The 24,674-nt window shown below is 65.3% G+C and carries 18 protein-coding genes; 6 read left to right on the forward strand and 12 right to left on the reverse strand.

Annotation, left to right across the window (positions count from 1 at the left end; translation table 11 throughout):
• The first annotated feature begins 138 nt into the window (after positions 1-138).
• Positions 139-510 carry a winged helix-turn-helix transcriptional regulator gene (locus tag XI03_RS36585; RefSeq protein ID WP_028142748.1) on the forward strand — a complete coding sequence of 124 codons (372 nt, stop codon included), beginning with the start codon at positions 139-141 and terminating at the stop codon, positions 508-510.
• A gap of 181 nt (positions 511-691) precedes the next feature.
• Here the strand turns inward: XI03_RS36585 and XI03_RS36590 are convergent, their stop codons facing one another.
• Positions 692-1,105, reverse strand: coding sequence for a flagellar assembly protein FliX (locus XI03_RS36590; RefSeq protein ID WP_018321841.1), 414 nt, complete (start codon positions 1,103-1,105; stop codon positions 692-694).
• Positions 1,106-1,389: 284 nt separating this feature from the next.
• Between XI03_RS36590 and XI03_RS36595 the strand changes: the two genes are divergently transcribed.
• The 4 genes from XI03_RS36595 to XI03_RS36610 all read left to right on the forward strand — a co-directional run bounded on the left by XI03_RS36595 (position 1,390) and on the right by XI03_RS36610 (position 3,912).
• Positions 1,390-2,514, forward strand: a complete 1,125-nt coding sequence (locus tag XI03_RS36595) for a flagellar basal body P-ring protein FlgI (protein WP_271594840.1) — start codon at positions 1,390-1,392, stop codon at positions 2,512-2,514.
• Positions 2,514-2,882: a flagellar assembly peptidoglycan hydrolase FlgJ gene (flgJ, locus tag XI03_RS36600; protein WP_028142746.1), complete on the forward strand. Its 369-nt coding sequence runs from the start codon at positions 2,514-2,516 to the stop codon at positions 2,880-2,882. Before XI03_RS36595 ends, flgJ begins: the two co-directional genes overlap by 1 nt.
• Positions 2,883-2,893: 11 nt before the next feature.
• Complete coding sequence (locus XI03_RS36605) at positions 2,894-3,388, forward strand: hypothetical protein (protein ID WP_152102692.1); 495 nt, start codon at positions 2,894-2,896, stop codon at positions 3,386-3,388.
• Between the two features lie 164 nt (positions 3,389-3,552).
• A complete protein-coding gene (locus XI03_RS36610; RefSeq protein ID WP_038971596.1) occupies positions 3,553-3,912 on the forward strand; it encodes a hypothetical protein in 360 nt (119 codons plus the stop codon).
• Positions 3,913-4,029: 117 nt separating this feature from the next.
• Here the strand turns inward: XI03_RS36610 and flaF are convergent, their stop codons facing one another.
• The 5 genes from flaF to XI03_RS36635 form a co-directional block, all read right to left on the reverse strand.
• On the reverse strand, positions 4,030-4,398 hold the full coding sequence (flaF, locus tag XI03_RS36615) for a flagellar biosynthesis regulator FlaF (protein WP_008554779.1): 369 nt from the start codon (positions 4,396-4,398) through the stop codon (positions 4,030-4,032).
• A gap of 292 nt (positions 4,399-4,690) precedes the next feature.
• Complete coding sequence (locus XI03_RS36620) at positions 4,691-6,979, reverse strand: DUF1522 domain-containing protein (protein ID WP_028142743.1); 2,289 nt, start codon at positions 6,977-6,979, stop codon at positions 4,691-4,693.
• 219 nt (positions 6,980-7,198) lie between these two features.
• On the reverse strand, positions 7,199-9,496 hold the full coding sequence (locus XI03_RS36625) for a DUF1522 domain-containing protein (protein ID WP_271594841.1): 2,298 nt from the start codon (positions 9,494-9,496) through the stop codon (positions 7,199-7,201).
• A gap of 322 nt (positions 9,497-9,818) precedes the next feature.
• Complete coding sequence (locus XI03_RS36630; RefSeq protein WP_271594842.1) at positions 9,819-12,116, reverse strand: DUF1522 domain-containing protein; 2,298 nt, start codon at positions 12,114-12,116, stop codon at positions 9,819-9,821.
• 363 nt (positions 12,117-12,479) lie between these two features.
• Complete coding sequence (locus tag XI03_RS36635) at positions 12,480-14,777, reverse strand: DUF1522 domain-containing protein (RefSeq protein ID WP_271594843.1); 2,298 nt, start codon at positions 14,775-14,777, stop codon at positions 12,480-12,482.
• A gap of 322 nt (positions 14,778-15,099) precedes the next feature.
• Between XI03_RS36635 and flbT the strand changes: the two genes are divergently transcribed.
• Positions 15,100-15,537 carry a flagellar biosynthesis repressor FlbT gene (gene flbT, locus XI03_RS36640; protein ID WP_028144338.1) on the forward strand — a complete coding sequence of 146 codons (438 nt, stop codon included), beginning with the start codon at positions 15,100-15,102 and terminating at the stop codon, positions 15,535-15,537.
• A 104-nt stretch (positions 15,538-15,641) separates the two neighbouring features.
• On the opposite strand, the gene XI03_RS36645 is transcribed toward flbT, so the two are convergent.
• The 6 genes from XI03_RS36645 to flgK all read right to left on the reverse strand — a co-directional run bounded on the left by XI03_RS36645 (position 15,642) and on the right by flgK (position 24,671).
• The gene (locus tag XI03_RS36645; protein ID WP_271594844.1) at positions 15,642-17,141 is read right to left on the reverse strand and encodes a pyridoxal phosphate-dependent decarboxylase family protein; all 1,500 of its coding nucleotides are present in this window, start codon (positions 17,139-17,141) and stop codon (positions 15,642-15,644) included.
• Complete coding sequence (locus tag XI03_RS36650) at positions 17,138-18,391, reverse strand: ATP-grasp domain-containing protein (protein ID WP_271594845.1); 1,254 nt, start codon at positions 18,389-18,391, stop codon at positions 17,138-17,140. Before XI03_RS36650 ends, XI03_RS36645 begins: the two co-directional genes overlap by 4 nt.
• Position 18,392: 1 nt before the next feature.
• Complete coding sequence (locus XI03_RS36655) at positions 18,393-20,042, reverse strand: hypothetical protein (protein WP_271594846.1); 1,650 nt, start codon at positions 20,040-20,042, stop codon at positions 18,393-18,395.
• Positions 20,032-20,814 (reverse strand): hypothetical protein, encoded by a 783-nt coding sequence (locus XI03_RS36660; protein ID WP_028144334.1) that lies wholly within the window; start codon positions 20,812-20,814, stop codon positions 20,032-20,034. The genes XI03_RS36655 and XI03_RS36660 overlap by 11 nt, the downstream gene beginning before the upstream one ends.
• Positions 20,815-20,885: 71 nt before the next feature.
• Positions 20,886-22,766 (reverse strand): flagellar protein, encoded by a 1,881-nt coding sequence (locus XI03_RS36665; RefSeq protein ID WP_271594847.1) that lies wholly within the window; start codon positions 22,764-22,766, stop codon positions 20,886-20,888.
• Between the two features lie 21 nt (positions 22,767-22,787).
• Positions 22,788-24,671: a flagellar hook-associated protein FlgK gene (flgK, locus tag XI03_RS36670; RefSeq protein WP_271594848.1), complete on the reverse strand. Its 1,884-nt coding sequence runs from the start codon at positions 24,669-24,671 to the stop codon at positions 22,788-22,790.
• Between the last annotated feature and the right edge of the window lie 3 nt (positions 24,672-24,674).

The raw sequence follows: 24,674 nt of genomic DNA on the forward strand, positions 1-24,674 counted from the left end.
TTGCTTCTGTGGTAACTAACAGTGACTAGATATCGCAAAGAATGCTGGTGTTAAGAGAGCACTTTGTGCTTACCTGATTACGCAAGGGTAACCGCCACGCGCACCGCGAGCGACGAAAACGGATTCCGAGGACCGACGATGAAACCCGACGTCTATGCAGCGAACTGCCCCACCCGCCAGATTCTCGATCGCATCGGCGACAAATGGGCGGTGCTGATCCTGCTGCTGCTGCGGGAGGAGCCGATGCGCTTCAATCAGTTGCGCCGCACGATCGAAGGCATTTCGCAGAAGATGCTGAGCCAGGTTCTCAAATCGCTCGAACGTGACGGCCTGATCAGGCGCCATGCGATCGCGACCGTTCCCGTCACGGTGGAGTATTCGATCACGCAGCTCGGGCTGACGCTCGCCGGCGCAGTCGATCCGCTGCGCGATTGGGCCGAGCAGAATCTGAAAGACGTTCTCGCCGCCCAGCGCCGCTACGACGCGCAGCAGAAGGAGGAAGCGGCGTAAGGGGCGCGGCGAAGATCCAATAGCAGTCCCGTCATCCTGAGGCGCGAGGCATGGGACGCAACGCGTCCCATGGGGAGCCTCGAAGGATGCACGGCCGAGATGCTTCAGCGGGGCCGTCGCCCTTCGAGGCTTGCCCTGCAATTGCATTGCAGGGCGCGCACCTCAGGGTGACGGATGACGATTAAGCCCGTCCGGCCTTGGCGAGTTCAACCTCGACGCGCAGCTCGATCTCGGAGAGCACCGCATCGAGACCGGGGTCGCCGGAGGATGATTTCAGGTTCGCCGCAGCATCGCGCAGGCGCATCACGGTCGAGGCGTCGAGATTGCCGGCCAAGAGCCCCATCTTGAGATCGTCGAGCACGTCGAGCGCGGTCCTGCCGCGGGTGACCGAGCGCTTGCGGCGCTCGACCGGGTCCTCCTCGACGCCCTGCAGCGCCAGCAACCCGTCGATGTTGGTGGCGGCCTTCGGTGCGGCAGCGCTCCGGGTCTCCTGCGCCGACGAGGTGTCAGGCAACACGAAGGTGCCGGAGCCGGTCCGCCTGGCCTGGTTGGCCGGCGTTCCAAGCGTCGTGCCGTTCGGTCCGTAGATGCGCATCGGAGGGAATCCGGGTGATCGATGCGGTCACCTTCGCCGTCTTATGGTTAACGGCGCGTAAACGGCCCGGCAAAATCTGCCGACGGGCGGCAGTTTCGCTCCTCAGGGACAACGCCGGCTGACACCGGTCGAAACAGATTTATTCAACCTATTCAGCGGCCTATCCCCGCCGCCCCGGGTTGGCACAGCCCTCGCAAGGACAGCGCCGGACCAGCTCGTCATGGGAGTGTCGTGCAGGTCCTTCCGATTTGAGGAGCCTTTTGAGGATCCTTGGGGAGCAGAGGATGCCAAGCGTTCGTTGGGTGAGGATTGTTGGGGTGGCCTGCGCGGCGCTGTCGGCGCTGGTGCTGTCGCTCGCGCCGGCGGCTGCGACCTCGCGCATCAAGGATCTCGCCAATATCGAAGGCGTGCGGCAGAACCAGCTGATCGGCTACGGCCTCGTCGTCGGCCTCAACGGCACCGGCGACACGCTCAACAACATCCCCTTCACCAAGCAGTCGCTGCAGGCGATGCTCGAGCGCATGGGCGTCAACATCCGCGGCGCCACCATCCGCACCGGCAACGTCGCAGCCGTGATGGTGACCGGCAATCTGCCGGCCTTCGCCACGCAAGGCACGCGCATGGACGTCACCGTCTCCGCGCTCGGCGATGCCAAGAACCTCCAGGGCGGCACCCTGCTCGTCACCCCCCTGTTGGGTGCCGACGGCAATGTCTACGCGGTGGCGCAAGGCTCGCTCGCGATCTCCGGATTCCAGGCCGAGGGCGAGGCGGCCAAGATCGTGCGCGGCGTTCCGACCGTGGGACGCATCGCCAACGGCGCCATCATCGAGCGCGAGATCGAGTTCGCGCTCAATCGGTTGCCGAACGTGCGCCTGGCGCTGCGCAACGCCGATTTCACCACGGCCAAACGGATCGCGGCCGCGGTCAATGACTATCTCGGCGTCAAGACCGCCGAACCGATCGATCCCTCCACGGTGCAGCTTTCGGTCCCGCCCGAGTTTAAGGGCAACGTCGTCGCCTTCCTCACCGAGATCGAGCAGCTCCAGGTCGACCCCGATCTCGCCGCCAAGATCGTCATCGACGAGCGCAGCGGCATCATCGTGATGGGGCGCGACGTCCGCGTCGCCACCGTCGCGGTCGCGCAGGGCAACCTCACCGTCACCATCTCCGAGAGCCCGCAGGTGAGCCAGCCCAACCCGCTGTCGCGCGGCCGCACCGTGGTCGCGCCGCGCAGCAGCGTCACCGTCACCGAGGACGGCAAGAAGCTGGCCGTCGTCAAGGACGGCGTCTCGCTCCAGCAGCTCGTCGACGGCCTCAACGGCCTCGGCATCGGTCCGCGCGACATGATCAGCATCCTCCAGGCGATCAAGGCCGCCGGTGCCATCGAAGCCGACATCGAGGTGATGTGATGCAGACCGGCACGATCAACACACCGCGCCTTGCCACCTCGTCGGCCTTCTCGGTCGAGAGCCGCAACGGCCGGCCCGATTTCGAGCTCGCCGCCGCCCTACAAAAGGTCTCGCCGAAGCAGCAGGCCAGAGCGCAGAAGACCGCCACCGACTTCGAGGCGATGTTCCTCAACAGCATGTTCTCGCAGATGACCTCGGGCCTGAAGGGCGAAGGCCCGTTCGGCGACACGCCCGGCACCGGCGTGTGGCGCTCGATGCTGACCGAGCAATATTCCAAGAACTTCGCCAAGGCCGGCGGCGTCGGCGTCGCCACCGAAGTCTACCGCACCCTCATCATGCAGCAGGCGAAAACGATCCGCACGGCATAAGGTCAAACGAGATGAACCATTTCAACGCCTCACGTCAGCCGCTGCAACAGCGCCCGAACACCGCGCCCGGCAGCGCCGAGGCGCGCAAGCTCGCCGAAGACCTGATGGACGCGATGAGCGCCCTGCTCGGACTGATCGAGCGCGAGACCGAGCTCGTTCGCGCCGGCAAGGTCCGCGAGGCGATGACGCTCGAGAGCAAGAAGCAGGAGCTGTCGCGAAACTATGTCGGCGCCGTCAGCCAGCTGAAGGCGAACCAGGCACAGCTCGCGAAATCCGCGCCGGAGCTGCTCTCGACGCTGCACCGGCATCACGATGCGTTCCGCGCGATGCTGCAGGTCAATCTCACCGTGCTCGCGACCGCGCACGCCGTCTCCGAAAGCGTCGTGCGCGGCGTCAATGCCGAGATCCAGAAGCGCAACGTGCCGAACACCTATACGGCCGCAGGTCGCCGCGCAGCTCCTGGTCCGCGTCACATCACGCCGCTCGCGGTCAGCCGCTCGCTCTGAGCTGGGCGCGCACAAAAACAACCGACAATTTTACGAAAAACCGCGCGGCGAAATCGTCGCGCGGTTAGTCACGTTTCCTTACCGGGTCTTCAGTCCTGGTGTTCCATGGTTGCGTTATTGGAGGGGTTGGGATTTGACTCACGTTAGGCAACCAGGAGGCTGCCATGAGTACAGATTTCAGCATCAGGCCGGTGGGGATCCCGGCACCCGTGCAGATCGTAACGACGTCCAATGCGGCGGCGAACGAGGCTGTGCAAACCGATCTTCCGGTGAACCAGACGGTCGCCGCGGCGGATACGAGCGCACCCGTGCGCAACGATCTGCCGAACCACGAGAACGTCTCGCGCCAGGTCGTATTCGACCAGGCGTCGGCATCCATGGTCTTCCAGGTCGTCAACGACAAGACCGAAGCGGTGGTCAACCAGTTCCCTGACGAAGCCATGCTGCGCCGGCGGGCCTATTTCCATGCATTGGATATGAAGTCCGAGCCCTCGCGTCCGCTCAGCACGGACGTCAGCGCCTGACGATCAGGAGATCGGCAACGACGCTCTGCGTCTGACCGGCACCGGTCAGCGCGAAATTCGTGTTTCCGAAGGACAGTTAGTCTGGGATTCTCGTGATGCGGCCATCACGAGTCGCCGTCACGGCCGCCCGGACAGGCCCGCGGCGATATTGCGGTTGATCTCGATCAGCGGACGGAAGTGATCGAACTGCGGGCTCATCTGCAGCGCGGCGGTCTGGCTCAGCACGAACACGCTGATGTTGGCGATCTTCTGCCGGACGTCGATCGGCTGCGGATTGTTGTCGCGCATCGCCTCGCTCAGGAAGATGGTCCAGAGCTTGCGGTTGAACATCAGCGCCTGCATGGTCTGCTCGCTGAGCGGATCGGCGTTGTTCACCGCATCCTGGAGCTTGTTCGCGGCCTTGAGCAGGGTCTGCGCCTCGATGTCGCGAGGAGATGCAGTGGTCGTTGCAACGCGCGCGTAAGCCGAGGCAGCGGAATTCGACATCAATCACACCCTGGAGGTTACCTAGCGCGTTGGACGCGCTTAAGGATTTCTTTCCCAACCCTAGGCAGCACCGCTTAAGATTTGCTTACATGTGTGCTTGGAAGCACTCCGGATAATTACGGGTCGCGGAGCTCTTCGTCAGCGCAACGCTAGATCCACGCACGCACGATGTAAACTCGCTCGCGTGATGCGTGTCGATCTCAGCTAATCTCGTCCTAGCGATCTCCCTCAAAAGAACGGCGGAGCGTTAGCCCCGCCGCGATATATCGTGTGGCGATCTTGCGCTGCGAGATTAGCGGAGCAGCTGCAGCACGCTCTGTTGCGACTGGTTGGCCAGCGACAGCGCGGACACCGCGATCGACTGGCGGGTCGACAGCGCCTGGCTGTTGGCCGCTTCCTCGTTGGTGTCGGCGAGGGTCAGATTCGACGAGCCGGTCTGCAGCACGTTGATCAGGTTCTTGGAGAAGTCCTGGCGCACCTGCACGATCGAGAGGTTCGAACCGAGCGACGATCCTTCCGAGCGCAGCCTGCTCGAGGCGGCATTCAGGCTGGCCAGCACCTTGTTGGTGGCGCCGTTGTCGATGAAGTCCGTGCCGGGAACGAGATTGCTGAGGCCGAGGCCGGCCGCGTTGAACACGACGCCGTTGATGCCGAGCGTGGAGCTGCCGGTTTCGTTGAAGACCAGCTTCAGCGTGTCGCCGTTGAGCAGGTTGATGCCGTTGAAGGACGAGTCCTGCGACGTCGTGTCGATCTGCGCCAGGATGTTGTTGAACTGGCTGACCAGGCTCGAACGCGCCGTCTGCGCGACGGGATCCTGAACCGGCGGCTGTGCAGTGGTAAAGGCGAGCACGCCGGTGAGCGTACCACCGACCGCGCCGCCCGCGGCAGTCGAGCCAAGGGTCGAGGAGGCGTATTCGTTGACGGTGGTGACCGTCAGCACGCCGTTGGCGTCGATCGTCGCCGTCAGGTGGTTGGCCTGCAGCTGCACATTGAGCTGGTCGAGCGTCTTGACCGTACCGTTGGTGCCGTCGCCGAAGGTGACGTTCACCGGCGTACCGCCGTTGAAGGAGGAGAAGGTCAGAGTCTTGCCGCTGACACCGCCAACACCGGAGGTCCGCGCAGCGGTGAAGGCGGTCGCCGTTCCCGTGTTGCCGCTGAGACCGAACGCGCTGAGCGCGTTGCCCGTGCCGGTGATCGAGAGATCGGCGTTGATGCCGGTGGAGAGCGCAAGCTGACCGCTGCTGTTGACCGACGACGGGATCTGGCCCGCGGTGGTCGACAGCGCCGCCGCGCCGTTGAAGATGCTCGCGGTCTTGACGCCAGTGGCAAGGTCGACCGCGTTGAGCAGGTCGGTCAGCGTCGCGCTCTGGATATAGACCGTCGAGTTGCCGTTGCCGTCGGTGACGATGTTGCCGCTGACGCCACCCGACGTGACGCTCGCCGCCGATTGCGGCGTCTGCGCGTTCTTGAACGTGATGGTGTGACCGTCGATATTGAGCGTCGAGCCGTCCTGAACGAGAGAGCCGAGCGAGCCGGCGGTCGTCGACCGGTTCGCGGTCACGCTCGCATTGCCTGCGCCGGTCGCCGCGGTCAGACCGAGCTTGTTGAGGAAGTCGGCCTTGCCCGTCACGCTCAGATCGGCGCCGGTCGAGCTCTTCAATGTAACAGCGCCCGCCGTGATGGACGATGCCACCTGAAGCGTACCGACGGGACCCGCCGAACCGCTGACCGCGATGGTCGCCGCGCTCGCGCTGATCGTGGCGGTCTTGACGCCGCTGGCGAGGTCGATCGCGCTGAGGACGTCGTTGATGGTCGCACCGGGCGCAGCCGCCGTTCCCTCATAGACGATCGAATTGCCGTTGCCGTCGGTGGCGATATGCCCGCTGGCGTCGAGGCCCCAGCCGGTCGGTTGCGTGCTCGGAGCGATGCCGGTGCGGAAGGTGATGGTCTTGCCGTTCACCGTGATGGTGTCGCCATCCGCAGGCGCACTCCCGAATGTGGTGGATGCGGTGGTGCCGACCAGTGTGGCGGTGCCGGAGAGTGCGGTGGTGCCGTCGGCCGCCGTCGCGGCGAACCCGACCACCGTGCCCGCGCTTGAACCCAGCGACGCGCCGAGCGCCGCAGTCCCGGTGACCGGGGTCGTGCCACCGGCAGCACCGGTATAAAGCACGTTGCTCTTGGCGGTCGCGCTCGCATAGGAGGTCGTGCCGCGCAGGTCGGCCGGCGTCGCACCGGGAATGGTGGTGGAGACGTTCGACTTGGTGGAATAGCCGACCGTGGTCTGCAGCGCCTGGTTGGCGATCGATTTCGCGCTGTCGATCAGCTTCTGCAGCGAGGTGATGCCGGTGTTGGCGGCCTGCAGCACCTGGACACCGTTGTTGATGCCATCGAGCAGGTTGCTGATGTCGCTCGCCCGGTTGTCGAGCCCCTGCGCCGTGAAGAAGTTGGTGGGATTGTCGAGCGCGGTGTTGACCTTCTTGCCGGTCGACAGCCGCTCCTGCGTCGTGGCCAGCAAGTCGGCCGTCGACTGCAGCGACAACAGGTTCTGGCGAACGGACGCCGAGAGAACGATGTTGGACATTGGCGAGTCTTCCTCTTGAACCGGATACGAATCGGCCGCGCGGTCTGCAAAGCGGGCTTTTGTCCAGTCTTAGGGGGTCTCCTTTAAAGTATGGTTAACGCCGGTTTAAGGGATAGGGTTAATGGCCGATGAACGCCCCTGCCCGTCTCCGGACGCAAAAAAGAGCGGCGGGACAAATGACCCCGCCGCCCGGTTTTGTTTAGTGATTTCAGTCGCTTATTAGCGAAGCAGCTGGAGCACGCTCTGCTGCGAGGTGTTGGCCAGCGACAGCGCGGAGACCGCGATGGACTGGCGGGTCGACAGCGCCTGGCTGTTGGCCGCCTCGACGTTGGTGTCGGCCAGGGTCAGGTTGGACGAGCCGGTCTGCAGCACGTTGATCAGGTTCTTGTTGAAGTCCTGACGGATCTGCACGACCGAGAGGTTCGAACCGAGGCTCGAGGCTTCCGAGCGCAGCGTGCTCGACGCCGCGTTCAGGTTGGTCAGCACCCTGTTGGCGGCGGCGTTGTCGATGAAGTCGACGCCGACGGTCAGGGCAGCAAGACCAAGACCCTTGGAGTTGTAGGTCACGCCGGTGATGTTCAGGCTCGACTTGCCGGTCTCGTCGAACACCAGCTTGAGCTGGTCGCCGTTCAGGAGGTTGACGCCGTTGAACGAGGAGTCCTGCGAGGTCGTGTCGATCTGGTTCAGGATGTTGTTGTACTGAGACACCAGATTGGCACGCGCCGTCTGGGCAACCGCATCCTGGACGGGGTTGGAAGCCGTCGAGAAGGTCAGCGCCGTGGTGAGCGTGCCGCCGATCGCACCGCCGGCAGCCGTCGAGCCGAGCGTCGAGGACGCGTAGTCGTTGGACGCGGTGATGGTCAGCAGGCCGTTGGCGTCGATCGTCGCAGACAGGTTGTTGGCCTGAAGCTTGGTGTTGAGCTGATCGAGCGTCTTGACCGTGCCGTTGGTGCCGTCGCCGAAGGTGACATTGACCGCCGTGCCGCCGTTGAAGGAGGAGAAGGTCAGGGTCTTGCCGCTGAGGCCGCCAACGCCGGAGGTGCGGGCCGCAGTAAAGGCGGTCGCGTTGCCGGTGTTGCCGGCGAGGCCGAACACGTTCAGCGCATTGCCGGTGCCGGTGATCGAGAGGTCAGCATTGATACCGGTCGAGATCTTGAGCTGGCCGGACGTGTTGATCGTCGAGTTGGACTGGCCGGTGGCGGTCGCAAGCGTCGCGGTGCCGTTGGCGTTGATCGTCGCGGTCTGCACGCCGGTGGCAAGGTCGATCGCCTTCAAGACGTCGTTGACCGTGCCGGCCTGCAGATAGACCGTCGAGTTGCCGTTGCCGTCGGTGAGGACGTTACCGGAGGCGCCGAAGCCGCTCGGAACGCTCGGAGCACCGGTCGAGCCCGGGATCGGCGCGTTCTTGAAGGTGATGACGTGACCGTCGACGTTCAGCGTCGAACCGTCCGCGATGGTCGCGCCCAGCGAGGCCGCGCTCGTGGTCCGGGGGACGTCGATGGTGGCATTGCCTGCGCCCGTAGACGTGGTCAGGGCGAGGGCCTTGAGCAGGTCGGCCTTGCCGGTGACGCTCAGATCCGCACCCGTCGAGCTCCTCAGCGTGACGGCGCCGCCGGCAACGGTCGAAACCGCAGCACCTGGCTGGCTGGCGCTCACGGCGATCGTCGCAGCACCCGAGGTGATGGAGACCGTCTTCACGCCGCTTGCCAGATCGATCGCGCTCAACAGATCGTCGACGGTCGCAAGCGTTGCAGGCGTGCCGGTGCTGCCGAGATAGACGGTGGTGTTGCCGCTGCCGTCGGTGACGAGATGGCCGCTGACGCCCGAACCGGACGGAACGGCGCTCGATGCCGGCGCAACGCCGGCGCGGAAGGTGATGGTCTTGCCGTTCACGGTCAGGGTGTCGCCGTCGGCGGGCTGGGCGTTGCCGGCCAGGCCGCTGGCGCTCGTGCCGTTGGTGGCGATCAGGGTGATGGTGCCTTCCAGGGTCGTGGTGCCGCCGGCGCCGGTCGTTGCGCCAGTGCTTGCGAAGACGCCGATGCTGGCGCCGAGCGTCGTGGTGCCGGTCGCCGCCGTGGTACCGCCGGCCGTGCCGTTATACAGCACGTTGCTGCTCGCGGTCGCGCTGGCGAAGGACGTCGTGCCGCGCAAATCAGCCGCGGTCGCACCGGCGATCGTGGTGGAGACGTTGGACTTGGTGGAGTAGCCGACCGTGGTCTGCAGTGCCTGGTTGGCGATCGACTTCGCAGAGTCGATCAGCTTCTGCAACGAGGTCAGGCCGGTGTTGGCGGCCTGCAACACCTGCACGCCGTTGGCGATGCTATCGAGCAGATTGTTGATGTCGCTGGCGCGGTTGTCGAGCGACTGTGCCGTGAAGAAGTTGGTGGGATTGTCCAGGGCCGAGTTGACGCTCTTGCCGGTCGACAGACGGTTCTGTGTGGTGGCGAGAAGATCAGCGGTGGACTGGAGAGAGAGGAGGTTCTGGCGAACCGACGCAGAAAGAACAATACCTGACATGACTCTTACCCTTCTGGCTTACGCGTCTTCGTTCGATCGCTTCGGATCGAGTGACGGGGCCAGCGTGCCGCGACATGGCTAACAAAGGGTGAAACGAACATCGCCTGCATAAGCGCCGGTTCACCATAAGCCGGCGGGACGCGCGGAGCGAAATGGCAATCCGCCTGAAATCATTGGCAATTCTCTGCGCTTACGCTCCATTAACCATAACCGCTGGTTACTTTTCGGAGTGCCGCCTGCCCTCTCAAAACTCGGGCGATCAACGAAAAGCGGCGGGGCCGAAGCCCCGCCGCCGGATCTTGCTTGCGATGTCGTCCGCGACTTAGCGGAGCAGCTGCAGCACGCTCTGCTGCGACTGGTTGGCCAGCGACAGCGCAGAGACCGCGATCGACTGGCGGGTCGACAGCGCCTGGCTGTTGGCCGCTTCGACGTTGGTGTCGGCCAGGGTCAGGTTGGACGAACCGGTCTGCAGCACGTTGATCAGGTTCTTGTTGAAGTCCTGACGAACCTGCACGATCGTCAGGTTCGAACCAAGGCTCGAAGCCTCCGAACGCAGCGTGCTCGACGCGGCGTTCAGGTTGGTCAGCACCTTGTTGGTGGCGGCGTTGTCGATGAAGTCGACACCGCCGGTCAGCGCAGCGAGGCCCAGACCCTTGGAGTTGTAGGTCACGCCGGTGATGCTCAGGTTCGACTTGCCGGTCTCGTCGAACACCAGCTTGAGTTGGTCGCCATTGAGCAGGTTGACGCCGTTGAACGAGGAGTCCTGCGCCGTGGAGTCGATCTGGTTCAGGATGTTGTTGTACTGAGACACCAGGTTCGAACGCGAGGTCTGGGCAACCGTGTCCTGGACGGGGCTGGAAGCCGTCGAGAACGTCAGCGCCGTGGTCAACGTGCCGCCGATCGCACCACCCGCGGCGCTCGATCCGATGGTCGAGGACGCGTAGTCGTTGGTGGTCGAGACCGTCAGCAGGCCGTTGGCGTCGATCGTCGCCGTCAGGTTGTTGGCCTGCAGCTTGGTGTTGAGCTGATCGAGCGTCTTGACCGTGCCGTTGGTGCCGTCGCCGAAGGTGACATTGACCGCCGTGCCGCCGTTGAAGGAGGAGAAGGTCAAGGTCTTGCCGCTGAGGCCGCCGACGCCCGAGGTACGCGCCGCGGTGAAGGCGGTCGAGGTCCCGGTGTTGCCGGCCAGGCCGAGCACGTTCAACGCATTACCGGTGCCGGTGACCGACAGATCGGCATTGACGCCGGTCGAGAGCTTGAGCTGACCCGAGGCGTTGATGGACGAGTTGGTCTGGCCCGTTGCGGTGGCAAGCGTCGCGGTGCCGTTGGCGTTGATCGTCGCGGTCTGCACGCCGGTGGCAAGGTCGATCGCCTTCAGCACATCGTTGACCGTGCCGGCCTGCAGGTAGACCGTCGAGTTGCCGTTGCCGTCGGTGAGGACGTTGCCGCTCGCACCAAAACCGCTCGGAACACTCGGAGCACCGGTCGAACCCGGGATCGGCGCGTTCTTGAAGGTGATGACGTGACCGTCGACGTTCAGCGTCGAGCCGTCCGCGATCTCCGCACCCAGCGAGGTCGCGCTCGTGGTCCGGTTGACGTTGACCGTGGCGTTGCCGCCGCCCACAGACGTCGTCAGGGCGAGGGCCTTGAGCAGGTCGGCCTTGCCGGTGACGCTCAGATCCGCACCCGTCGAGCTCCTCAGCGTGACGGCGCCGCCGGCAACGGTCGAAACCGCAGCACCTGGCTGGCTGGCGCTCACGGCGATCGTCGCAGCACCCGAGGTGATGGAGACCGTCTTCACGCCGCTTGCCAGATCGATCGCGCTCAACAGATCGTCGACGGTCGCAAGCGTTGCAGGCGTGCCGGTGCTACCGAGATAGACGGTGGTGTTGCCGCTGCCGTCGGTGACGAGATGGCCGCTGACGCCCGAACCGGAGGGGACCCCGGTTGCCGCCGGCGCGACGCCGGCACGGAAGGTGATGGTCTTGCCGTTCACGGTCAGGGTGTCGCCGTCGGCGGGCTGGGCGTTGCCGGCCAGGCCGCTGGCGCTCGTGCCGTTGGTGGCGATCAGGGTGATGGTGCCTTCCAGGGTCGTGGTGCCGCCGGCGCCGGTCGTTGCGCCGGTGCTCGCGAAGACGCCGATGCTGGCGCCGAGCGTCGTGGTGCCGGTCGCCGCCGTGGTGCCGCCGGCCGCGCCGCTATACAGCACGTTGCTGGATGCGGTGGCGCTGGCGAAGCTCGTCGTGCCGCGCAGGTCGGCCGCCGTCGCACCGGAGATGGTGGTGGAGACGTTCGACTTGGTGGAATAGCCGACCGTGGTCTGCAGCGCCTGGTTGGCGATCGACTTGGCGCTGTCGATCAGCTTCTGCAGCGAGGTGATGCCGGTGTTGGCAGCCTGCAGCACCTGCACGCCGTTGGCGATGCCGTCGAGCAGGTTGTTGATGTCGCTGGCGCGGTTGTCGAGCGACTGGGCGGTGAAGAAGTTGGTGGGATTGTCCAGGGCCGAGTTGACGCTCTTGCCGGTCGAGAGACGGCTCTGTGTGGTGGCGAGGAGGTCGGCGGTGGACTGGAGGGAGAGCAGGTTCTGACGAACCGACGAAGAGAGGACGATACCGGACATTGAGTGTTACCCTTCTGGTACGCAACGCAACAAACAAACTTCGATTAGGATTAATCGATGCCGGGACGGTGAACGCAGACGGCTAACAAAGCATGAAGCGTGTCGCACCAGTCCTTGCGCGGATTCACCATACGCGCGTTCGGAGCCGGATGGGACTTCGCCGTATCGTCATGATCAGATGATGCTTTTTCACGCACCGACGAAGCGTTTGCTACTTGTCAACCATAACTCAGAGTGAGCAATTTGCTGGACTCGAACGCATCGCCCCCATTGTGCCGGGCGGCATTCTGATGCCAGCGCAAAAAAGAAAGCGGCGGGGCCGAAGCCCCGCCGCCGGATCTTGCTTGCGATGTCGTCCGCGACTTAGCGGAGCAGCTGCAGCACGCTCTGCTGCGACTGGTTGGCCAGCGACAGCGCGGAGACCGCGATCGACTGGCGGGTCGACAGCGCCTGGCTGTTGGCCGCTTCGGTGTTGGTGTCGGCCAGGGTCAGGTTGGACGAACCGGTCTGCAGCACGTTGATCAGGCTCTTGTTGAAGTCCTGACGAACCTGCACCACCGAGAGGTTCGAACCGAGGCTCGAGGCTTCCGAACGCAGCGTGCTCGACGCCGCGTTCAGGTTCGCCAGCACCTTGTTGGTCGCGGAGTTGTCGATGAAGTCGACACCGCTGGTCAACGCAGCAAGGCCTAGGCCCTTGGAGTTGTAGGTCACGCCGGTGATGCTGAGGTTCGACTTGCCGGTCTCGTCGAACACCAGCTTGAGCTGGTCGCCGTTCAAGAGGTTGACACCGTTGAACGAGGAGTCCTGCGCCGTCGTGTCGATCTGGTTCAGGATGTTGTTGTACTGAGACACCAGATTGGCACGCGAGGTCTGGGCAACCGTATCCTGGACGGGGCTGGAAGCCGTCGAGAACGTCAGCGACGAAGTCAGCGTGCCGCCGATCGCACCACCCGCAGCGCTCGAACCGATGGTCGAGGACGCGTAGTCGTTGGTGGTGGAGACCGTCAGCAGGCCGTTGGCGTCGATCGTCGCGGTCAGGTTGTTGGCCTGAAGCTTCGTGTTGAGCTGATCGAGCGTCTTGACCGTGCCGTTGGTGCCGTCGCCGAAGGTGACGTCAACCGCGGTGCCGCCGTTGAAGGAGGAGAAGGTCAAGGTCTTGCCACTGATGCCGCCGATGCCGGAGGTACGAGCCGCGGTGAAGGCGGTCGAGGTCCCGGTGTTGCCGGCGAGGCCGAGCACGTTCAGCGCGTTGCCGGTGCCCGTGATCGACAGATCGGCATTGACGCCGGTCGAGAGCTTGAGCGCACCGGAAGCGTTGATCGACGAGTTGGTCTGGCCGGTGGCGGTGGCAAGCGTCGCGGTGCCGTTGGCGTTGATCGTCGCGGTCTGCACGCCGGTGGCAAGGTCGATCGCCTTCAAGACGTCGTTGACCGTGCCGGCCTGCAGATAGACCGTCGAGTTGCCGTTGCCGTCGGTGAGGACGTTGCCGCTCGCACCATAACCGCTCGGAACGCTCGGAGCACCGGTCGAACCCGGGATCGGCGCGTTCTTGAAGGTGATGACGTGACCGTCGACGTTCAGCGTCGAACCGTCCGCGATCTCCGCACCCAGCGAGGCCGCGCTCGTGGTCCGGTTGACGTTGACCGTGGCGTTGCCGCCGCCCACAGACGTCGTCAGGGCGAGGGCCTTGAGCAGGTCGGCCTTGCCGGTGACGCTCAGATCCGCACCCGTCGAGCTCCTCAGCGTGACGGCACCGCCGGCAACGGTCGAAACCGCAGCACCTGGCTGGCTGGCGCTCACGGCGATCGTCGCAGCACCCGACGTGATGGAGACCGTCTTCACGCCGCTGGCGAGATCGATCGCGCTCAACAGATCGTCGACGGTCGCAAGCGTTGCAGGCGTGCCGGTGCTACCGAGATAGACCGTGGTATTGCCGCTGCCGTCAGTGACGAGATGGCCGCTGACGCCCGAACCGGAGGGAACACCGGTCGCCGCCGGCGCGGTGCCGGCACGGAAGGTGATGGTCTTGCCGTTCACGGTCAGGGTGTCGCCGTCGGCGGGCTGGGCGTTGCCGGCCAGGCCGCTGGCGCTCGTGCCGTTGGTGGCGATCAGGGTGATGGTGCCTTCCAGGGTCGTGGTGCCGCCGGCGCCGGTCGTTGCGCCAGTGCTTGCGAAGACGCCGATGCTGGCGCCGAGCGTCGTGGTGCCGGTCGCCGCCGTGGTGCCGCCCGCCGCGCCGCTATACAGCACGTTGCTGGATGCGGTGGCGCTGGCATAGGAGGTCGTGCCGCGCAGGTCGGCCGCCGTCGCACCGGAGATGGTGGCGGAGACGTTGGACTTGGTGGAGTAACCGACCGTGGTCTGCAGCGCCTGGTTGGCGATCGACTTCGCAGAGTCGATCAGCTTCTGCAGCGAGGTGATGCCGGTGTTGGCAGCCTGCAGCACCTGCACGCCGTTGGCGATGCCATCGAGCAGATTGTTGATGTCGCTGGCGCGGTTGTCGAGCGACTGGGCGGTGAAGAAGTTGGTGGGATTGTCCAGGGCCGAATTGACGCTCTTGCCAGTCGACAGACGGTTCTGCGTGGTGGCGAGAAGATCAGCAGTGGACTGGAGGGAGAGGAGGTTCTGGCGAACCGACGCGGAGAGGACGATGCCTGACATAACTCTGTTACCTTTCTGGTAAACGACGCAACTGTTACTCGTCTGCTTGGATCGAGAGTGACCCAGCGACCGGCGGACCGTGGCGCCGAGACCTCTAACGAAACATGAAATGAAATCCGTGCCTTTGCCGGGTTTCGCGTGATTCGGCCGGGGACGCCGCGCAAGATCGCCGCGCAGCCGCAAGGGTACGAGCTTGAAAATATTGCGGTTTCCCGCGTGAACGGCGGGAATTTACAGGTCGTTAACTAATTCCGAGCGAGAATCACGTCTTAATAGGCCGCAACGAGCGCTCGGTTACGAAAGCGTTGATGGAGAACAGGCAATGGCCCTCAAGGTCGAGCTCAGACCGCACGAACGCATCATCGTCGGCAACTGCGTGATTACCAACACGGACCAGCGCGCGCGCCTCCTGATCGACGGCGACAACGTGCCGATCCTGCGCGAGCGCGACATCCTCACGCCGGAGACCGCGGATTCGCCGGCGAAGCTCGTCTATTTGGCGGTCCAGCTCATGTACATCTCGCCGGATCCGCAGAGCCAGCACGGCACCTATTTCAACCTGGTGCGCGACATCGTCACCGCGGTGCCGAGCGCCTGGCCGATCATCGAGGGCATCAACAATAACATCCTGAACGGCGACCTCTACCGGGCGCTGAAGGATGCCCGCAAGCTGATCGCCTATGAAGAGAAGCTGCGGAGCCAATTCGAGGCCACCCATCCCCAGACGGAAGCGGCCAAGGACGTGAGCTCCGCCGCCTGACCGCGCGCGTTCGCGCTGCCGCGCCACGCGAACGACCCAGTCCGCAAACGACAACGGCCCCGGATCGTCTCCGGGGCCGTTGTCGTTTCAGCCATGCACCAGTGCTATTGCGCCGCGAGCGGCGGTGCCTCGACCTCGATCATCCCGTCGCCGCACCGCCGGCCGCCGAACTCCAGCACAGCCGCGACCAGCGCATCGATGTCCGCCTCCTCGGTGCGGTGATTGACGATCGCGGCGCGGATCGCAAACCTGCCGCCCAGCGTCGTGCTCGAGGGAGCTGCTATTCCGGACTCCTGGATGTCGGCGACAATCTCGCGATTGACCGCATCATCGGCACGATAGCGGAAGCAGACGATGTTGAGGTTGACCGGCGCCAGCAATTCCAGCCGCGGTTCAGCCATTACGCGGGCCTCCAGATATTTCGCCAGCGCGCAGCTTCTCGTGATCGTCGCACCCAGCCGATCGGTGCCGAATGTCTTCAGCGTGAACCACGTCTTCAGCGCACGGAAGCCGCGCGAAAGATCGGGGCCGAGGTCGCAGGGCCAGACCGCGCCCGCCGCAAGCCCCCTCGCCTCGCGGCGCAGATAGGCCGCGGGCTGCGCGAAGGCCTGCCGATGCAGCTCGCCATCGCGCACCAGCAGGAAGCCAGCGTCGTAGGGCACCTGCCCCCATTTGTGAAAGTCGAGTGCAATGGAATCTGCGAGCTCGATGCCGCCGAGCAGCGGCGCGAGCTCGGGCGAGAAGATCGCGAGCGCGCCGAAAGCGCCGTCGACGTGAAACCAGATTCCCTCCTCGCGGCACAGCTCCGCGATCGCCTTGAGGTCGTCGATCGCGCCGATGTCGACGGTGCCGGCAGAGGCAACGACCAGGAACGGCGTGAAACCGACCTCACGATCGATTGTGATCTGCGCGCGCAGCGCGGCTACGTCGATGCGATGATCGGCATCGACGCCGATCTTGCGCAGCGCGTCGGTGCCGAGCCCGGCGATGTCCATCGCCCTGGAGACGCAGCCATGCGCGGCCTGCGACGTATAGGCCGTGAGCAGCGCGCCGTCATTGCCGATGCCGTATTGCCGCGCCAGCGTGCCGAGCGCAGCGTTACGCGCCACCAGCACCGCCATCAGATTGGCCATCGACGTGCCCGTGACGAAGATGCCGCTCGCACTGTCCGGAAACGCGAACAGGCGGCGCATCCAGTCGACGATCTGGCGCTCGACCTCGATCGGCATGTGGTCGCGTCCGCCGAGATTGGCGTTGAGGCCGGCTGCGAGCATGTCCGCGATCATGCCGACCGCGGTGCCGCCGCCATGCACCCAGCCCATGAAGCCGGGATGGACGTTGCCGGTCGCATACGGCGCGACGTGATCGGCGAATTCGCGGTAGACCTCGGCGAGGTCGCTCGCCTCGCGCGGCACGTCGGCCTTGAAGGCCGCGCGGGTCGCATCGGGAATCGGCTGCCAGACCGGACGCGCCCGAACGTTGGCGATGCCGTCGATCGCATCGTCGAGCATGCGATGGGCGAGCGCGCGAAATTCGCTCCAGTCCTGCGGGTCGAGCGAAGCGTGCGCGACGGAGCTTTGCGCGTTGCGGATGATCTCGTTCATGCTGCACTCCCCTCGCCTGCTCCTGCATGCCGCGACAGCATCGCCGAGAACGCCGCGAAGATCTTTCGCATCTGTGGCGGCTTGTAGGGAAACACGACCGGCGAATCCATGTTGTGCACGACGGCGGTGTTGTCGGCCTCGAACACCAGGAGCTCGCCGTCCTGGTTCTCGGCGCAATCGACGATGAAATAATCGAGGCCGACACGCCTGCTCATCTCGTCGAGCGCGCGTCCGTGGCGCGCGGCGAAGGCGTGATCGAAGTCGCGCATGAAGATCGCTTCTTCTGCCCGCTTCTCCTCGCTGAACGCCATGTAGGCGTTGAGATACCAGATGTCCCAGCGGTCGGCGATCGCCATGTGACAGGCGTAGGGTTTGCCGTCGACCATCGCGAGACGATATTTGCGGAAGAGCCCGTCGGAGTTCGCATAGTCGACGAAGCGCGCGACGAAGAAATCCTGCTCATCACGCTCGGCAAGGTAGGCTGCGAGCGCGGCCGCATCGTCGAGCTTCGCGAGTCCGACGCCGGCATGCGATCCGCGCGGCCGCGCGATCATCGGAAAGCGCAGTTCGGCCGCGATGTCCCGGCAGGCGATCTGCCCTCGCGAAAGCTCGGACAATTGCGCGCGCGTCGCGTGGATGGTCGCGGGAATGTCGAGACCCGGCACGCCGGCCAGCAGCCGATGCAGCTTGTCGCGATCGAGATTGCCGATGCGATCGGGACGATTGAGCAGCGGCCGCGGCCAGTGCGGCGCGGCCTTCTCGATCGAGGCGAGCGCCTCACGGCACTCCTCGGAATCGGAGGCGACCACGATGGCAACGTCATGCTCGGGCAAATTCTCCGGCAGACCGACGCCCTTGACCACGTAGAGCGTCAACAGCTCGATGTCGGAGCCTTCGAGCAGAAAATCGATCGGCGTGTTGCCGCCCATGTCGATGTCGGCTGCCAGCGCGAGCACGCGCAAGCCCGGCTTCGGAGCAGCGCCCGGCGTGCGAAACAATTGGTGGAAGCTCAGCACCTCCGACTGGATCGCAAGCCCCTGATCCTTGTCACCGAGAAGCTGGGTGATCAACGACAGATCCAGCCCTTCGCCCGCCAGTACGGTCCCCGCCGCGATCCGCGCCAGCAGCTGGTCGCGCAACGGATGCAGGTCGACGCCTTCGAAGGCCTGGCGCGTCAGCTGCGCAAAGCCGATGCGATCGGCGTAGTTCGCCGCCATCATGCGAAGCGGCGCGGAAACCGGATGCTGCATCTCACACCTCGAACGCGGAGTTTACCGGCACGGCCGCAACCGCGCCACGGTCGAGCAGCAGCTCGATCTTTACCAGGACATGGGCGATGCGATCGAGAATCTGCTGCACGTTGCGTTGCGCCTGCGCCATGTCCGGCGACCAGGCCTCGGTCACGAGCCGTGCGCCGACGCAGAGGCGCAGCACGGCCTGCGGTGCCTCGTCCTGCCGCTCCAGCCGGACCGGCTGGCCGATCAGGCAGCGCTGCACGGCGACCTGCCGGTCCGCCGCACTGCCGCCGATCGCCTCGTTCATGTCACGCGCCAGCGCCCGGTGAACGGCCGCGGTCTCGGCGATCGAGACCGGCTTGCCGTCGCGCAGCAGGATGAACGGAAAGATCGTGGTTTGTGCAAATTCCTCATCATCCACGCCGGCGGTCCCGATCGCGGATGGGACGGCGCGAAGCGAAGGCGACAGCGCGATCATGCTGTCGATGCCGGCGGCGAGCTCGGCGAGCATCTCGGCGCGGAAAGCCCCTGATACGGCGTAGTAGCGGCCGATCTCGGCCAGCGCCGCTTCCCAGCGCAGCCATTGACCGAAATTCGGACGGCGTTCGAAGCGCGAACGCAGCGCCGCCCAGGCCACCGGCCAATCGCAACGGCCGGCATAGTCGAAGATACCAGGCGCAATCCCCTCGACCCGGTCGAGCGACCGCGAAAGGCCCTTCGGCACCAGCACCGCGCCGCTGAAGGCGGGCCCACCGAAGAATTTCGAGCCTGTCACCAGCACCATATAGCCGCGGTCGAGATAAGAGCGCAGCCGGCGGCGGCCGAGCCGGGCCTGGCAGGCGTCGACGACGATCTGGACCTTGCGCGGCCAGCGCCGCGCGATCTCGTCGAGACAGGCCGCGCTCGGTGCGCGCCAGCCGAGCTTCGATGCATCCATGATCTGGAGCAGCACGGGCGCGCCTCGCGCGATCGTGGCCTCGATCGCATGCAGCACGGCGGCATCCGCGTCCGCGCGCATCGCAATCCCGGGCGCGGTCCCGAGCAGCGGCAATGCGAGACAGGCGCCGGCGAGCCCCGCAACCGCACCGTCCTTGCGAACCGCAAGGCCGCTCGCCGTCATGGAGCTGAAATGGTGGCCGCGGGCGGTGTGGATCGTCCCGCTTCCGGTCTGGTCGGCGCCGACCACGATCGTCACCGGCGGCGCCCCGAGCACCGCGCGCGCCAGGAACAGGGCGTGGAGCTGGGAGTCGGTGCCGGAGGGCGAGAACACGACGTCGACGCGCGGCGAGAGCTGGAGATGGCCGCGCAGCTCGTCCCGCATGTCCTCGCAGCGCGCGTCGAAGGCGACCTCGACCTCGTCGAACAGGCACTTGTGCATCAGCTCTTCGCGCGCCAGCGCGGCACGGTCGTAGGCCATTTGCGAGATCGTCGATGCGGTCGAGGAGGCGAAATTCCAGATCTCCGGCTCCGGCGAAGCCGCGCAGCCATAGCCGTTGACGCGATCGCTGGCGTCGAGCGCCAGCCGCGGATCGCCGCCGGAGACGAGCAGCGTGTCCAGGGGCGTGAAGAGATCGCGCAGGCGATAACGCGAGCCGCCGTCGGGGGCGCGCTCCTGACCTGACAGACGGGATGCGCCGGCGCTCATCCCGGAAGGCTCACGCCGCATCGGCCGCCGCCGCGGGCGCCGGCGCGAATTGCGAGGCGATGTCGCCGTGGAATACCGACGGCCCGACGTGATCGAGCGAGCTCTGGATGTCGGCCCAGATCTCGCCGCCGATATCGGTCCAGCGCTTGCAGAAGGCGAAGTCCTCGGAAAGATACGTGCCGGTCGCCGGATCGATCATGCATTCGAACAGCGCGAAACGGTTCTGGCTCGCCGCCAGCGTATCGTGCGAATGCTCGCGGAAGAACTGCAAGGCCGCATAGTCCGGATGGCGGCACATCGCCTCCAGCGCCTGACGCCGGATCATCAGGAAGCCGGTGCCGGCATAGCGCACCCGGGTGAAGCCGTTGACCACGACGATACGGTCGGGGTCCTCGATCTCGAGCACGTAATCGAGCGAGGCGGCCGGCACGTCGGTGCGGCCGGCGTCAATCGCACGCTTTGCCTTATCCCAATTGACCCGCTTGATCGGATAGCAGCCGGCGACGACGTCCGCGCCGCATTCGATCAGCCTGAACACCTGCTCCGGCTTGAAGCCGATATCGGCATCGATGAACAGGAAATGCGTCGCCCTGGGATCGTCCAGGAACATCGCGACCAGATTGGCCCGCGCGCGGGTGATCAGCGCATCGCCGTCGCGCAGCAGCACCTTGAGCTCGAGATTGGACATGCCGTGCACGGCCCGCTGCAGCGCGAAGATCGAGCTCGCATAGATGCTCGACACCTGCCCGCCGAAGCACGGCGTTGCCACCACCAGTTGCATCCTGTCCGACATCGGCAGCTCCGCCCCGCTCCAATCCTCACCAAGAGGTAAAGAGGCATGGTTAACGGCGCCTTAACGCATCCTTACAGGAACTTGACGAGCGACAGCTGCGCGAGGTTCGAGGTCACCTGGTAGGACGCCTGGAGCGCGTTCTGCAGCGCCAGCAGCTGGCTCGCGACCTCGTCCGGCGAGGCCGATTCCGCCTGGTCGATGATGGTCTGGAGCTGCGCCTTGGCCTGGGTCTGGCGCGTGCTCGCGTCCTTCATCGTGTTCTGGGCCATCGCGATGTCGGTCTGGATGTCCTCGATGCGCTGCTGGCCGGGCTGCTGGGTCAGCGCCTGGGTGGTGCGCAGGCTCAGCGCGGCGACCTGCCCGCCCGAATACTGCCCGGTCGGCGAGGTCGAGAAGGTTCCGAACACCGCGATTGCCTGCAGCTGCCGGCGGATCGCGTCCTCGTTCGCCTGGGCGCCGTACTGCACCGTGACGGAATCGTCGACCCGCGCCATCGCGGTGGAGCGCGCCGGGCCGGGCCCGTCATTGCCGGTGTACCACTTCACGGTGTTGGCCGAGCCGTTGACCAGCGTCGTCGCCGAGCTCGCGGGCGAGGAGCCTACGCGCAGCGGCGGCTGCGTCGCGGTCACCGGCGTCGCGCTGAAGCCGAGCGAACCGAGCGCGCCGGTATTCGAACTCGTGATGTTCAGGCTCGCCGCATCGTCCGTGTTGATCGTGATCGAACCGCCATGGATTGTCGACGGCTTCGACGTCCCCGTGATCGCGTCGATCTTGCTCATCAGCGTCTGGACGCTGTCGCCGACGTTGAGCTGATTGCCGGTCGCGCCCGAGGCCACGAAGGTCAGCGTGGTGCCGTTGACGGTGATGGTGTCGCCGGCGACGAAACCCGGCGAGATCGAGTCCGTGGGGCTCGCACCGGACAGCGCCGTCGCTCCGCTGATCGGTACGAGTGGGCCCGCTTGGCTGGTCTTGGGCGCGCCGATCGCAGAGCTGGCGGTGTTGAAGAAATTGTCGCCCGCCGTGACCGCGGATGCCGCCACCAACGAGGTGCCCGCGAGCTTCTTGATCGCAGTGTTCAGCGCCGTGTTGAGATTCGTCGCGGTGTTGGCCGGGTTGACGGGGATGCTTGCGTCGATCGCGAAGCTGCCCACCGGGGTCGGCGTAGCCGTCGAGGCGGTCAGGTCGATCTGCTCGGTCGAGCCGTCCGGCAAGGTGAACTGAACGCTGAGCTTGTCGCCGTTGTTCGGATTGAGGCCGTTGAGATTGACCGAGAACGACACCGGCGAGCCGCTCGGACCGGTGATGGTGGCCCCCGTCAGTGTCGAGGAGACCGCCGCGATCTTCAGACCGAACGGCGAACCGGCAACGTCCTCGGACACCTGTATCGCGCCCGACGGCAGCGTCGACTGCACCAGACGACCCATCCCGTCGCCGAGGTCGGCGGCCTGGCGCTCCGCCATCACGGTCTTGAACCCCGCCTGCGTCGTGGTGCCGTTGATGATGTCGCCGGCATCCGCGACCGACTGCGTGCTGACGGCGGTCCCCGAGAACAGATAGCGGTTGCCCGTCTGCGTGTTGAGCACGCCGACCATCGAGCCGAACTGGGCGGCGGCGGTGTTCTGCGCGATGGTCTGGCCGTTGACGTTGAGATCCTGCGCGGTGTTGGCCGCGCCCGTCTGCACCGTGCTGCGGATCTTGGTCAGCGACTGCAGCGCGGTATTGGCGAGGTTGATGCTCACATTGACGTTGGTGATCGTGTCGGTATAGGCGGCGATGTTGGAGAGCTGCGCGCGCCCGGCGATCGCAAAGCCCTCGTTGGTGCCCATCCCGGAATAGTTCTGCGACAGCTTGCCGGTCGAGAGCTGCGTCGACAGGTCGGTGAGCTGCTGATTGATGTTGCGGATCTGCGAGCCGAGAATCGACGAAGAGTAGTTGATGCTGCTGATCGACATGTTTCAGAGCCCTGTTACTTGTTACACTTGAGCCTGGAGCAACGTATTCATCATGCTCTGCACCACCGACATGACGTGGGCGTTGGCGGCATAGGCATTCTGCAGCTGGATCAGGTTCGACATCTCCGAGTCCAGATTGACCTTGGAGGTCGAGTCGAACTTGGCCTGGAGCGTCGAGACCACGACGCTCTGGCCCTGCTGGAGCTGGGTGGCCTGGGTCGCGGAATTGGCCTGGACGCTCAGGAACTGCTGCAGATAATTCGAAACGCTGCCGGTGAAGGGCTGGCTCGCCGAGCCGAGACCGCTCGTTGGCGAATAGGAGAACACCGCCGAGGTGAGCTGCGAGTAGAGATAGTCCGAACGCGCGGTGTCACCCGAAGGCGTCACCGGCGAGGTGTTGTACACCGACATCCTGGTCGGGTCGTTGACCAGCTGCGTGTTCACGGCGATGCGTCCGGCAAGGCCGGTCATCTGCGAGCCCGAGGCGGTGATCGCGCCGGTGTAGAGCGCCTGTCCGCCGTCGGTGAACAGCGGCAGTTGTGGATTGCCCGAGGTCAGCGACGAGATCGTCTTGGTGATCGAGGACGAATTGACCTTGGCAAGGCCGCTGTTGTCGTCCGTGATCCGCAGCGTCGTGGCGCTCGCCGGCGGCAGCGCGGCGGAGAACGTCAAATGCGAGGTGGGGAGCGCCGTGTTGAGCGCCGAAGCGATCGCGCCCATGCCGCCGGAGAAGTTCACGCCGATCTGCATCGGATTGGCGTTGGTGGCGTTCTGCAGCGGCAGCGCCGCCGGATCGGTGACGTTGACAAGGGTGACCTGGCGCTTCGTGTTGGTCGCCGTATCGGTGTAGGTGAAGGTGGCGGTGTTGCCCGGCAGCGCCCCGGCAAGGTCGATGTCGAAGCCGGCCGGCGGGCCCGACACCGTGGTGCCGGCGGTGGTCTTGTCCGACAGCGCGCTCGACATCGTGGCAGCGAGCTGGTCGATCTGGTTCTGCGCCTGCACCAGCGTCTCGTCGCGCAGCTTCAGATCGGCCGCGATCTGGCCCGAGGAGACCACGTTGTTGGCGACCACGTCGACCTTCGAGCCGTTCGGCAGCACGATGTTGAGCGCGCCGACGCCGGACTTGGCCGGATCGATGTTGTAGAGCGAGGTCGCCGACAGCGCGCCGGCGGAAGCAAAGGTGAATTGCGAGGCGAGCCCGGCGCCGACGAGCTGGATGCCCGTCGTGGTGTAGATGTTGGCCTGGTTCGAACCGTCGGTGGTGACGCGGACGTCGACATATTTCGACAGCGTGTTGATGGCCTGGTCGCGCTGGTCCATCAGCGTCGCGGCCGAGGGATCGTCGGCCGACAGGCCCTGCAGCTTGGTGTTGATGTCGGCGATCTGCTGCATGGCGACGTTGGCCGCTTGCGCCGAGTTGCCGAGATCCTGCTCGACATTGGAGCGCAGCGACTGGATGCCCTTGGTGGTGACGTTGAGCTGCGTGGCCAGCGCCTGCGCCGCACCGAGCGCCACGGTTTGCGCCGATGAGGCGCCCGAGCTGGTCGACAGCGCCTGCAGCGCCGTGGTGAACTTGTTCAGCGCGGTTTCGAGCGTGCCGCTGTTGCCCGGCGTGCCATAGACATTCTGAAGCTGCTTCAGGATGTTGGCCATCTGATCGGCGTAGCCGCTGCCGCCGGTCTCGGTGCGCAGCTGGTTCAGCACATAGGTGTCGAGCTCCCGGCTGACGCCGGTCGTCATCGCCGTCGAGCCGAAATCGCCGGTGGTGACCTCGATCTGGTTCGGGGTCTGGACGACGTAACCCGGCGTCTGCGCATTGGCGACGTTCGAGGAAACGATCGAGAGCGCGGCCTGGTTGGCACGCAGACCGCTCATCGCACTGGCGAGGGCTGAACTCAAACCCATGTT

The sequence above is a fragment of the Bradyrhizobium sp. CCBAU 65884 genome (assembly GCF_028128835.1).
Taxonomy (GTDB): Bacteria; Pseudomonadota; Alphaproteobacteria; order Rhizobiales; family Xanthobacteraceae; genus Bradyrhizobium; species Bradyrhizobium ottawaense.

Excerpts from the sequence above, each read along its gene's own strand:
- XI03_RS36585 (WP_028142748.1), top strand. The coding sequence starts at position 139 with ATGAAACCCGACGTCTATGCAGCGAACTGCCCCACCCGCCAGATTCTC.
- XI03_RS36590 (WP_018321841.1), bottom strand. The coding sequence starts at position 1,105 with ATGCGCATCTACGGACCGAACGGCACGACGCTTGGAACGCCGGCCAAC.
- XI03_RS36595 (WP_271594840.1), top strand. The coding sequence starts at position 1,390 with ATGCCAAGCGTTCGTTGGGTGAGGATTGTTGGGGTGGCCTGCGCGGCG.
- flgJ (WP_028142746.1), top strand. The coding sequence starts at position 2,514 with ATGCAGACCGGCACGATCAACACACCGCGCCTTGCCACCTCGTCGGCC.
- XI03_RS36605 (WP_152102692.1), top strand. The coding sequence starts at position 2,894 with ATGAACCATTTCAACGCCTCACGTCAGCCGCTGCAACAGCGCCCGAAC.
- XI03_RS36610 (WP_038971596.1), top strand. The coding sequence starts at position 3,553 with ATGAGTACAGATTTCAGCATCAGGCCGGTGGGGATCCCGGCACCCGTG.
- flaF (WP_008554779.1), bottom strand. The coding sequence starts at position 4,398 with ATGTCGAATTCCGCTGCCTCGGCTTACGCGCGCGTTGCAACGACCACT.
- XI03_RS36620 (WP_028142743.1), bottom strand. The coding sequence starts at position 6,979 with ATGTCCAACATCGTTCTCTCGGCGTCCGTTCGCCAGAACCTGTTGTCG.
- XI03_RS36625 (WP_271594841.1), bottom strand. The coding sequence starts at position 9,496 with ATGTCAGGTATTGTTCTTTCTGCGTCGGTTCGCCAGAACCTCCTCTCT.
- XI03_RS36630 (WP_271594842.1), bottom strand. The coding sequence starts at position 12,116 with ATGTCCGGTATCGTCCTCTCTTCGTCGGTTCGTCAGAACCTGCTCTCC.
- XI03_RS36635 (WP_271594843.1), bottom strand. The coding sequence starts at position 14,777 with ATGTCAGGCATCGTCCTCTCCGCGTCGGTTCGCCAGAACCTCCTCTCC.
- flbT (WP_028144338.1), top strand. The coding sequence starts at position 15,100 with ATGGCCCTCAAGGTCGAGCTCAGACCGCACGAACGCATCATCGTCGGC.
- XI03_RS36645 (WP_271594844.1), bottom strand. The coding sequence starts at position 17,141 with ATGAACGAGATCATCCGCAACGCGCAAAGCTCCGTCGCGCACGCTTCG.
- XI03_RS36650 (WP_271594845.1), bottom strand. The coding sequence starts at position 18,391 with ATGCAGCATCCGGTTTCCGCGCCGCTTCGCATGATGGCGGCGAACTAC.
- XI03_RS36655 (WP_271594846.1), bottom strand. The coding sequence starts at position 20,042 with ATGCGGCGTGAGCCTTCCGGGATGAGCGCCGGCGCATCCCGTCTGTCA.
- XI03_RS36660 (WP_028144334.1), bottom strand. The coding sequence starts at position 20,814 with ATGTCGGACAGGATGCAACTGGTGGTGGCAACGCCGTGCTTCGGCGGG.
- XI03_RS36665 (WP_271594847.1), bottom strand. The coding sequence starts at position 22,766 with ATGTCGATCAGCAGCATCAACTACTCTTCGTCGATTCTCGGCTCGCAG.
- flgK (WP_271594848.1), bottom strand. The coding sequence starts at position 24,671 with ATGGGTTTGAGTTCAGCCCTCGCCAGTGCGATGAGCGGTCTGCGTGCC.